Origin of the sequence: Tenacibaculum sp. SZ-18 (genome assembly GCF_002813915.1) — a bacterium.
Lineage (GTDB): Bacteria > Bacteroidota > Bacteroidia > Flavobacteriales > Flavobacteriaceae > Polaribacter.
On sequence record NZ_CP019335.1, the window covers coordinates 257344 to 268765 of the forward strand.

Annotated in this window: 10 protein-coding genes; 9 read left to right on the forward strand and 1 reads right to left on the reverse strand. The window is 30.0% G+C overall.

The window, feature by feature from the left end; all coding sequences use genetic code 11:
• From BTO06_RS01280 to BTO06_RS01295, 4 genes are read left to right on the forward strand one after another with little or no spacing between them, the layout of a single operon-like run.
• Positions 1 to 1251 carry a hypothetical protein gene (locus BTO06_RS01280; RefSeq protein ID WP_100923589.1) on the forward strand — a complete coding sequence of 417 codons (1251 nt, stop codon included), beginning with the start codon at positions 1 to 3 and terminating at the stop codon, positions 1249 to 1251.
• On the forward strand, positions 1239 to 1574 hold the full coding sequence (locus BTO06_RS01285; protein WP_100923590.1) for a hypothetical protein: 336 nt from the start codon (positions 1239 to 1241) through the stop codon (positions 1572 to 1574). The genes BTO06_RS01280 and BTO06_RS01285 overlap by 13 nt, the downstream gene beginning before the upstream one ends.
• The gene (locus BTO06_RS01290) at positions 1564 to 2016 is read left to right on the forward strand and encodes a PulJ/GspJ family protein (RefSeq protein WP_100923591.1); all 453 of its coding nucleotides are present in this window, start codon (positions 1564 to 1566) and stop codon (positions 2014 to 2016) included. Before BTO06_RS01285 ends, BTO06_RS01290 begins: the two co-directional genes overlap by 11 nt.
• A 2-nt stretch (positions 2017 to 2018) precedes the next feature.
• Positions 2019 to 3146: a type II secretion system F family protein gene (locus BTO06_RS01295; protein WP_100923592.1), complete on the forward strand. Its 1128-nt coding sequence runs from the start codon at positions 2019 to 2021 to the stop codon at positions 3144 to 3146.
• Here the strand turns inward: BTO06_RS01295 and BTO06_RS01300 are convergent, their stop codons facing one another.
• Positions 3147 to 3545 (reverse strand): type IV pilin protein, encoded by a 399-nt coding sequence (locus tag BTO06_RS01300; protein WP_100923593.1) that lies wholly within the window; start codon positions 3543 to 3545, stop codon positions 3147 to 3149.
• 84 nt (positions 3546 to 3629) lie between these two features.
• Between BTO06_RS01300 and BTO06_RS01305 the strand changes: the two genes are divergently transcribed.
• The 5 genes from BTO06_RS01305 to BTO06_RS01325 all read left to right on the forward strand — a co-directional run bounded on the left by BTO06_RS01305 (position 3630) and on the right by BTO06_RS01325 (position 11417).
• On the forward strand, positions 3630 to 3983 hold the full coding sequence (locus BTO06_RS01305) for a hypothetical protein (RefSeq protein WP_100923594.1): 354 nt from the start codon (positions 3630 to 3632) through the stop codon (positions 3981 to 3983).
• Between the two features lie 42 nt (positions 3984 to 4025).
• Entirely contained in the window at positions 4026 to 6143 is a 2118-nt protein-coding gene (locus BTO06_RS01310; protein WP_100923595.1) for a type II secretion system protein GspD, read from the forward strand.
• Between the two features lie 2 nt (positions 6144 to 6145).
• Positions 6146 to 7324, forward strand: a complete 1179-nt coding sequence (locus BTO06_RS01315; RefSeq protein ID WP_100923596.1) for a hypothetical protein — start codon at positions 6146 to 6148, stop codon at positions 7322 to 7324.
• On the forward strand, positions 7324 to 7842 hold the full coding sequence (locus tag BTO06_RS01320; RefSeq protein WP_100923597.1) for a hypothetical protein: 519 nt from the start codon (positions 7324 to 7326) through the stop codon (positions 7840 to 7842). The genes BTO06_RS01315 and BTO06_RS01320 overlap by 1 nt, the downstream gene beginning before the upstream one ends.
• Positions 7843 to 8009: 167 nt before the next feature.
• The gene (locus BTO06_RS01325; RefSeq protein ID WP_157811699.1) at positions 8010 to 11417 is read left to right on the forward strand and encodes a hypothetical protein; all 3408 of its coding nucleotides are present in this window, start codon (positions 8010 to 8012) and stop codon (positions 11415 to 11417) included.
• The last annotated feature ends 5 nt before the right edge of the window (positions 11418 to 11422 follow it).

Genomic DNA, 11422 nt, shown 5'->3' on the forward strand with positions numbered 1-11422 from the left:
ATGTTTAAGTATAATAAGAAAGTATCGGCTGGAGCATTACAATATGTGCTTGTTATCGGAATAATCATTCTGATAATTCTTCTTTCCTTCATTCAATTTATTAATCTTCAACAAAAATTAGAGAAAAAAAGAGATCATTACGGAAAAGCTATTTTAAACACAGCTAACGGATTCAAGTTTTTAAGTTTAAATTCTTTTGAAGATTTGTCTAAAACAATACAATTTTCTGATAATGCAAATGAAGAAACTACTTTTGTTGTTGCTAAGTGGGGAGTTTATGATTTGGTGAAAGTTACTTCGAAAGTAAAAAACGAAGAGTTTAGTAAGATTGCTTTGATGGGTAGCGTCAATAAAGAAAGAAAGTCTATTTATTTGGTGGAAAATAACACACCTCTCGTAATTGTAGGTAAGACTAGGATTATTGGAAATGCTTATTTGCCAAGGCGAGGTGTCAAAAGAGGAAATATATCAGGAGTATCCTATTATGGAGATGAGCTTGTTTATGGAGCAATTAGAACAAGTAGTTCTAATTTACCAGAAAATAGATTTGTAAAGCGTCTTTTCACAAATAATAATATTATAAGTGAATCAGATTCTGATGCTCTAGATATTAATATAAAAGATCAGGTTGTTAATTCATATATTAGTAAAACATTAGTTTACAAAGATTATTTACCAATTTTACTAGAAGGGGTTTCATTAAAAGGTAATATAATTATTCAGTCGTTTTCTAAAATAGTTGTGGCTGGTAATACATCTCTTGAAGATGTTATTTTGATTGCTCCAGAAATTGAGGTTAAATCGGGAACTAAAGGAAGTTTTCAAGCATTTGCTTCAAAAAGAATAATCATAGAAAAAAATGTGAAATTAACGTACCCATCATGTTTAGTGTTAAAATACGATTCAGATAGGATAGATAAAAAGGATGGAATTTTTATTGATAGTGGAACTTATGTAAGTGGAGGAGTCTATTTTTTACAGAAAGAATCTAATGAAAGGAATCTGGATCCTCAGATTAAGATTAATACAAGTTCTGTAATTACAGGAGAATTATATTGTCAGGGTAATACTGAAATATTAGGGACAGTCATAGGTGAATTATACACAAATAATTTCATCGCAAAACAAAACGGAAGAAGGTATATAAATCATATTTACAACGGGGTTATGAATGCTCGTGAGTTATCAGATAATTATATTGGTATCCTAGGTAATGATAATAGAAAAGGAGTGAGTAAATGGTTATATTAAAAAAAGTAAAAGCTTCTTCTTTAAATGAAGTACTAGTAGCAACTGTAATAATAATAACTGTTTTTGCTATTGCAATGAGTGTTTTAGTGAACTTGATGAAAACTTTAAATCTTAAAAATAATTCAGATCAAAGAGTAGTGTTAAATGAATTAATTTACATGTATCAAAATGATCAACTAAAAACTCCTTATTATGTAAATAATAGTAAGTATAATATCAGTGTTGTTGAAGAAATAGATAAAGCTGTAAATTGGATTACTTTTGAAGTAACTACAAAGAGAAATAATAAAAGTTTGGTAAAAAAAATAATTCGTGAAAAGTAAATTAAAAGCATTTACATTAACTGAATTAATTGTTGTAATGATAATTTCTACTATTGTTATTTCTTTGAGTTATATGGCTTTTTCAATGGTTAGAAAACAAGTAAATAATATTCAAAATCGACTAACGTTAAAAGAGGAGTTGTTAAGCCTAGAAAAAGTATTAAATAGAGATTTAAATACATTTGGAATTGCAGATTACAAAAATCAAATTTTGAAACTAAAAAACCCATTAGATTCTATTTTTTACAAAATTGATAATAAGCAGGTTTTAAGAAATAAAGATACATTTAAGGTAGTTGTGAATGAATTTACGGTTTTTTTGAACGGTCAAAAAGTGAAAAGTGGTAAGATAGATGCTTTACGGTTTTCATCAGAAAATATAAATAATAGAGAGGTATTTATTTACACTATTAAAGATGCTGCATCTTATCTAAACAATTAACTATGGGATTTGAAATTAAGAAGGTTAAAAAAGCTAAAAGAAATGATGGCTTTGATATAGATGCGCTATTGAAGAAAGAAATCAATTTATTTGGTTCACCTTATTCAGATAAAAAGAAAGAGGCTTTTTATACAGAACTTTTCGTACTACTTCAAGCAGGTTTGGAATTAAAAGATGCTGTTGAGCTAATTTCTAAGGAGCAAAAAAAGGAAAATGATCAAAAAATTTTCGAAAATGTCATTGAAGAATTAATTTCAGGAAAAAACTTTTCAGAGGCATTGCATCATCAAAAGGTTTTTACGGATTATGAATTTTATTCTGTACAGATAGGAGAGCGTACAGGTACCTTAAACGCTGTAATTGAGGAGTTGAGTAATTTTTACAAACGTAAGAATGATCAAAGAAGAACTATTGTTGGAGCTTTATCTTATCCGATAGTTATTTTACTAACTGCTATCATAGCAATAGTTTTTATGATGCAATTTGTTGTTCCTATGTTTGCCGAAATATTTAAGCAAAATAAAGTTGAGCTTCCTTGGATTACAAGTAAAATTATAAATGCGTCCAATTTTTTCAGAGACTATTATTGGATTTTTATCTTAATTTTTAGTGTTTCTTTAATTTCAAAAAGATTAGTTAAAGATAAAATATGGTATAAAAAGTATTCTTCATCTTTTTTACTTAAAATCCCATTTGTTGGAGAATTTATTAGAAAAATAAAAATAGCCCAGTTCACTCAGGCTATTTCTTTATTAATTGGTGCAAAAGTCCCGCTTTTAAGTGGAATACAATTAACACAAAAGATGATTACATTTTATCCTTTACAAAACGCTTTAAAACGGATTGAGTCAGACATACTTTTAGGTAAGTCTTTATCGGAAAGCATAGCAAAGCATAACGTTTTTGATTCTAAGATGAGTTCTCTTATTAAAGTTGCTGAAGAAACAAATCAAAACGAAGTTATTTTTCAACGTTTAACAGAACAATATAACAAAGAAATAGAGTACAGGTCAAAAATGCTCAGTTCCGTAATAGAGCCAGTTATGATATTGTTTCTAGGAGCTGTCGTAGCTACAATATTGGTTGCGATGTATATTCCGATGTTTAATTTAAGTACCGTAATAGGATAGTTAGTCTTTAGTTACTTCTTTTAAGTTTTTTTCTTGATCAATTTCCCAAACATTTAGTGTTCCATCTCCATCAAAATCAGTATTAGCAATTGCTCGAGCTTTAAAAGTACTGTTTGATGCTTCAGTTATTTCATAACTATAATATGCATCTTTTGCAGGAGGTTCAAAATCAATATCATTAAAGTTATTGGAATACTTAGAATTGGTGTAGAAATAACCTTCTTGTAGGCTGTGTAAATGGGTTAATTGTAATCTTGCTTCAGTAGCCTTGGCTTTTGTAACATTTTTCATAAGGTTAGGCATAGCAATTAATACTAAAATACCAATTATCACCATTACAACTAATAATTCTTGTAAATTAAAGGCGTCTACTTTTTTGTTTAATACTTTCAGTTTCATTTCAATATAATTATAATTTTCACTTACAAAATTAGAAAAAAGAATTTATTTTTTACTTTTACATCCGTTTTAAATTAATCAATTATGAAAAAGATGATAATAGTAATGTTCTTTGTAACGTTGCTTGTGGGGTGTGAAGCGATTTTCGTTGATAACATTTCGGATAAAAATGTTGAAATATTAGCACCTATAAATGGAACAGTAATGACTTCTGGAGACATTATCTTTTCTTGGAAATCACTTGAAGGTGCAGATCAATATAAAGTGAGAATTGCCACACCTAATTTTTTAAATGCGACTAAAATTTTAGCTGATACATTGGTAACAAAAACAACTTTTATGAACAATTTAGCAGCTGGAGACTATGAATGGGTAGTATTCGGTATTAATTCGGAGTACCAGTCGAAAGAAGAAATGTATAAGTTAACATTAAATTAATTGAAATTGAGAAAAGGTATAGTTTTGATAGTTGTACTATTTATGAGTACAGTTTTATTCGGTCAAACTAAAAATGAACGAATAGTACTATTAGAAAAGAAATTGGATAGTATAGCTACTTTCATTCCTGCTTTAAATGAAAAGGTTTCAAATATTGATACTGATAGTCTTAATATACGTACATTATTAAATCAAGTTACACGTGATCATAAAATAAACTTTTCGGATACTCCTCAGTTATCAAATATGAAGATCACTTATTATTTTGAGGAAGTAACTGTTAAGGACTTATTAATTCATATTTGTAATAAGTTCAATCTACAAATTAATATGGTGGGTAACATATTATCGTTGACAGATTATGAAGAGCCAGAGCAGCCAAAGATCGAAGAAGAATTATTTGTTCAGTATGATAAGGTGAATGATTTGTTTTCTGCGGAATTTAATGATGACGAATTATGGAAGGCCTTAAGAAGAATAACAGAAGTTACAGGTACAAATTTAATTCCAGATGAAACAGCGCGACAAAAAAAGATAACAGGATTTATTAAGGATAAACCTTTAAACGGCGCAATTGAAAAACTGGCCTTTGTTAATAATTTTGTTATAACCAAAACCAAGGACGATTATTACATTTTTCAATCAAAGGAAAACAATAATTCAGCCAATGGAGGAAGTGACATGAATAATAACTCAAGTCTAAGGGTTTTTAGATCCTCAAATTTCTCCTACACTGTTAAGGATTCAATAAATAAAATTTTAGAGGTAGATTTTAAAAATAAGGAAATTGGAACAATTATTAAAGAATTTAGTAAGGCTTTAAATATCGATTATTATACGACTACTGATTTTAAAGTAACGAATACGGTTACATTAAAAAGAAGAGAAATTTCTTTTGATGAGTTATTAACAAAAATATTACAGGACCAAGATAGTCTAACCTATAAGAAGGAAAACGGAGTTTATTATTTTTCTGAAGGTGATAAAAAGGCAGTAAAAACCTATGAGGTTATTCCTTTAATGCATCGATCAATTGAAATGATGACTACTCCATCTGGAATTAAACAAAACGATTATGATTATAGTTCTTTATTTGGAGGTTCTAATAACGGTAATATTGGCTCTACAGACGGCTCAATTCAAAATTTAAGTGGAAGTACTACTAATGGTTGGGGTAACGATAGAAATAAAGGAAGTACTGATTATCAAACAAATCCAACATATAAAACTGAAGAAGATAATCCTTTCGAAGGCTTAAAATCATTCAAAGATTTAATTCCGGAAGAATTTACAAATAAAGATACTAAGAATTTTGATATAAAAACAGATCCTGAGTTGAATAGCTTCATTGTTTCAGGAGATCCAGAAAAAATCAAAAGATTTAAAAAGTTTATTAAAGGAATTGATAAACCTATACCAGTTATCCTTATCGAGGTTATGATTATCGAAGTAAATAAAACAGCCACTGTAGATACAGGAGTAGAACTTGGCTTGGGGGATGCGCCTGTAGAGGATTCTGGTACTTTGTTTCCATCGGGAAATGTTACTTTAGGGGCTAATACAATTAATAATATTATTGGAGGTTTTAACGGTTTTGGATCAAAAAATATAGGAAAAGTAGTTCCAAACTTTTATGCAAAAATTCAAGCTTTGGAAACAAATGGAAATCTCAAAATTAGATCCACTCCTAAACTTTCAACACTTAACGGGCATAAAGCCGTTTTATCAAATGGTGAAAGAACTTATTATGCTGTAATCAGAAGAGATATTATTGGTTCTCAAAACCCACAAATTAGAGAGATTAAAAATTATGTTCCTATTGATGCGGATTTATCGATTTCAATAAGACCAATGATTGCTGGAGACGATCAAATTACCATGACTATTAATGTGCTACAATCAAATTTTGTAAATAGTCTCAATAATGACGACGAAGCCCCTCCTGGAATAAATTCAAGAGAGTTCAATTCTATCGTTCGGGTTAAAAATCAAGATATAGTTATTTTAGGAGGGCTCGAAGAAAACCTTAAAAGTGATTCAGGTTCTGGAGTACCTTTTCTAGCTAGAATACCTATTATAAAATGGTTTTTTAGTAAAAAAACAAGAGTCGATTCAAAGAAAAAACTTTCAGTGTTAATTAAACCAACAATTATACGTTAGAAATGAAAGACCGTTTATTATATGGAAATACTTACGGTGCGGTCGAACATTCTTTTGATAGTAACGGAAGAGAAGAATTTCATTTTTTACAATTACGTAAAATAAAGAATGAACTAACTGTAGAGGATTCAAAGAGTTTTTTGTCGATTGAGGATGTTATCAATTATCTTAAAAAAATCAGACAAGTTCATTTGGTTTTAGTAATTAATAATAACCAAGTATTATCAAAATCAATCCCGATTGTTGAGACGAAGAAAGATTTAGTATTCAAAAGTGCATATCCAACATTAGTAAGAAACGATTTTCATGCACAGGTAGCGTATTCAAAAAGTACATCGTTTATTTCAATCGCAAGGAACCAATATCTAAATCAAGTTGTTCAAGAGTATTCCTCTAAGGAAATAGATATTTTAGATGTCTTTTTAGGGAATCTATCTCTGTTAAATATTGGAGAATTAATTGAAGATGCAAATATTTATACTTCTAATGCCAAAATATTAATTGAAAACACATATATAGAAGAAATTGATGGGAGAAAGTTTCACAAGGAAGTTTATAACATAAATGGCTTAAAAATTCAAAATTCATACCTTTTATCGTTAGCAGCAATTGTTGGGTTTTACATAAAAGGCAATATTCATTTTTCAAATGAATACTTTAAAAGGTTTAAGGAAAAAAGAAAATTCAACATAGGCTATAAATTAGCCCTAGGAATTATCTTCTCTTTAGTACTCATTAACTTTCTGTATTTTAACAATTATAATAAAAAGGTAAATGATCTTCAACAAGAATTAGAGCTTAAAAAAGATGTAAAAGTCAAATTGAAGAAAATTTCAGTTACATTAGGTAAAAAAAGAAAGTTACTATCTGAGTTAGAAAATTCAAGTTTGATATCGGTGTCTAAATACACCGATCAAATAGTACAGAACATCCCTGAATCGGTTGTTTTAAAGGAGATAAATTATCAACCAATTAAAGGAACTTTAAGAAAAGGAAAAGAAGTGGTGTTTAAAGAAGGAGAAATTGAAGTAAAAGGAGTGTTAAATAATTATGATGAATTTACATCTTGGATAGATTCTATTGAGCAAAAAAAATGGATTAGTCAGTTACTTAAGTTGGCAACCGAAAAAGAGAAACGAAAAAAGGGATCTAGTTTTCATATTTTAATTCAACTAAAGTAATGGATTATAGGAGAAAGAATATCATCTTACTAGTAGGTTTTTTAATAATACTACCCTTATTGTATTATACTGCCTTTAAAAGTACGTTAGATTTAAAAAACCGATACCAAAAATTGGTAAAGGAAAAGATAGAGATTGACAATGTTACGTCAAAAATGTTCGCATATAATCAAGAAGGCAAATACATAGATTCTGTTTTGGCGAAAGAGAATATTTTTGTGGATAACTCTTTTCAACAAATTTTATTAAAAAAAATCAATTCTCATCAAGAATTATCAAAAATTCAAATTCTAGAGTTTAACAACCCAATAGAGGTTTTAGATAATTCTATCAAATCACATTTGTACCCGATTACGTTAAAGGGGGATTTTAATAATTTATTGCAGTTTTTAAACTTTTTTGAAAGAGAGAGTTTAGGAGAAATTAAGTCATATAAATTTTTGAAGAAAAAAAATTATGCTAGGCGAAAAGAGTATTTAGTTTTAGAAGTTATTTTAAAAAGAGTACTTTCTGATTAACCTTCCCCTCAATATTCAATATGATAACAATAAGTAAAAAAAGCTATAAAACTTTGGGTAACAATTTTTAAAAGTGACAACATATTAGTTAAATAACTAAAAGTATGTATATTTGCGCCGGAGAAATAATTGTTTAATTAAAAATTGCTAAAAAATCAATTAATCTTATGAAAAAATTATTGTTAAGCGTTGCTATAACGCTTGGATCTTTTATGGGTTATAGTCAACTCACAGGGTCAAATGGAAGTCCTATTGGAGGAGGAAGTACATCTTCTCAGGGTAATTTTTTACCTGAAGTAGTTCCGCCATCACCAGAAGCGGCGGCATTATCAAGATTTACTGAAGTGCCAGTATCTCATTACACGGGAATGGCAAATGTTTCAATTCCTATCCATACTATTTCGGTAAAAGGAATCCAAATTCCAATCAGTTTAAGTTATCATGGTCGTGGAGTTAAAGTTTCTGAGACAGCTCCAAGAACAGGAATGGGTTGGTCTCTAACGTATGGCGGTGATATTTCACGTCAAATTAGAGGGAAGGCTGATGAGTCAGGTTATTTAGGAAATGCTTCAGACTTTATGTCTGTTCCATTAAGCGAGGATGCCAGAGCTAATTTTTTCTCAAGAGAGACCCAAATAACAGATTATGATTATTATCCAGATCAATTTACTTTTAGTGGAGGAGGAACAAGTGGAAAGTTTGTTTTTGATTATGAAACTTTAGAGCCTGTTGTTCAAAGTTTTGGTGATGTAAAGATAATTTCAGAGCGAGAAGTTATTAATAGGATAAAGAAGCGAATAATTGGATTCAAAGTTATAGATGCATCGGGTAATACATTTTACTATGGGATTTCTAAAGATAGACAAAGAGAAGCAAGAGATTATCAACGCTCTTCAATAGGAGAATCAATATATTATAATGGAAATGTTGTTAGAGATGGTCATGGATCTGGTGAACAAAACTTCAGTTCTTGGAAGCTCATGGATATAGAAACTGCTTATGGAGAGATGATTAGCTACCACTATGAAGTAGAAAGTATACAGCGATACGATAAATCTTATGATAAACATTCCCCATATCCTGCATCAACTACTAATTTGGGAGATATGACGAATATTTTAACAATGAGTTCTAAAATAAATAGGATTGATGAGACGGTTTATCAATTAAGTAGAATAACCTATAACCAAGGAAGTATTGTTTTTACAAAAGAAACTAATTTAAGAGAAGATTATGAAGGGCACGCTCTTGATAAAATAACCGTTTACGATCAAAATAATAGAAAAATAAAGGCATTTGATTTAAATTATACATATACTACAAGTACTGATTATTCAAATGTATTAAGTCATATTACCAATTTAAATTTATTTGGGAAGTCGTTAAAACGTATGTTTTTAACCAGTATTGATGAAGAAGGTAGTTCGGAGGCGAAATTACCTCCATATGAATTTACATACAATTCTACTGTTTTACCTAGTCGTTTTTCAACTCGTCAAGATTATTGGGGATATTACAATGGGGCAGAGCGTAACGGTCCTTTTTTAAGAATGTTTGAGTATGGTACTTTCAAACCAGATAGAAGGGTTCATTTAGAAAACTCTAAAGCAGGTATTCTAGAGCAGATTAAGTATCCTACAGGAGGAATAACTAAGTTCACTTATGAACATAATACGGGAGCGTCACCTTCTTTTATTAACGAGGTAGTTACACCTGATATTAATCCAGAGTCTGAGGTAGGAGTAAAAATAGAATTAACAAAGAGTGATTTCATTGATAGTTCTACTGGAACTTATAAGGTATTAAATTATGATATTCCTGCAGGAGTTACTGCAACTTACAAACTAGAATGTTTTCATGTAAGAGAAGCTAACGGAGATCCAAATATTCCAGACTGTATTTTTCAAGTTCTGAAGGATGGTTATGAAATGGAAATAGGTAGAGAAGTTAGCTTTAGTACTTGCCGAGGAGGTGGAACAGTTAGTTTCAAGCCTTTAGTCCCAAGGCATCCTAATGTTCCAGTAGATTTACATTTAAATCCTGATTATGATTTCAAATTAACCATTACCTATGATCAACCCATACCTATGCTATACTCTGGTGGTAAAAGAATTAAAAAGATAGAGTATATTACTGAACATGATACAAGAATCAAAGAATTTGATTATAATAGAGGCGGAAATACTAGTGGTGTTGTAATAGGTTTACCTTCTTATTTGCTTATCGATAAGTATAAAAATAATAGTGCTTGTACTAATTTTATAATTGCTTATTTTGACCAGACAAGTGCTTTTAGTTCTTATCAGGCTAATACTATTGGTTATTCTTTTGTAACAGAATTTAATGGTACAAAAGATATAAATGAAGGTAAGACAGAATATTATTTTACAAATTTACCTGATGGAGGAGGAGATTATTATGAGTTTCCTTATCATCCCCCGACAGATAACGAATGGTTAAGAGGTAAAAACGTAAATACATTAACCTATAGTAATGTTCCTTCCAGAGGGTATGTTTTAGAAAAAGAAGTAATCACTAATTATTTGTATGGAGATCATTTTTATGGTTTTGACCTTGTTGGTGGTACTTTTACCTATCCTGATTTTAAATTTAATCCACCAGCAGAATATTTAGGTTGGACTGAAGAAAAGAGTTCCTTAGGAAAAGTTGGAGTCAATGAAAGTAGAACATTATTTAAGCTACCATTATTTATGAGGAAAAGGCCTGTTAATCCTCTTGACAGGTATACTTCAGGTTTGCGTGTATATTATTTAACAGGAGGAACAGTAGATTTGTATAGCACTACCGAACGCAATTATTTCGATGGCAAAGTATTGGAGAGTGAAACGAAGTATTTCTATGATTACCCTAGGCATTACCAGTTAAAGCGTACTGAAATGACTGATAGTAGAGGAGATGTCTATAAAACAGAGAACGGGTATAATTCATCTTTAATGGCTCAAAATAGAATGCAACCTGTAACTTCTACTTCTTATAAAAATGGCACCAAATTAGGTGTTCAACATTCGGAATATGGTCCTTTTAATGGAGTTTTATTACCATCTGTAATACAAACAAGTAAAGGAAACCAAGCCTTAGTAGAAGATAGAGCTATTTTTCATGATTATGATTATGGAAATCCAAAAGTAGTGAGTAAAAAAGATGGATCAATGATTTACTATGTTTGGGGGTATAATAAAACTCAACCAATTGCTAAAATTGAGGGATTACAGATGACTTCAGTTTATCAGCCTGATAAAAAACGTTACTATGTGAGTTATAATTTCACTCCAGAACAAAACCAAGCAATTGTAAATGCAATTAATGCTTCTAATAATGATACAAATGAAGCTAAGGAGAATACTTTGCGTTCATATTTAACTGCCTTACGTAATGCTTTTGCTGCATCACAGGTTACAACTTTTACTTATGATCCATTGGTTGGAGTAACGAGTATAACCGATCCAAGAGGAGAGGTAATGTATTATGAGTACGATGAATTTAACAGATTAAAATTTGTTAAAAACACAGAGGAAGAGATTTTAAAAGAACACACGTACAACTATAAAAATTAAGAAAA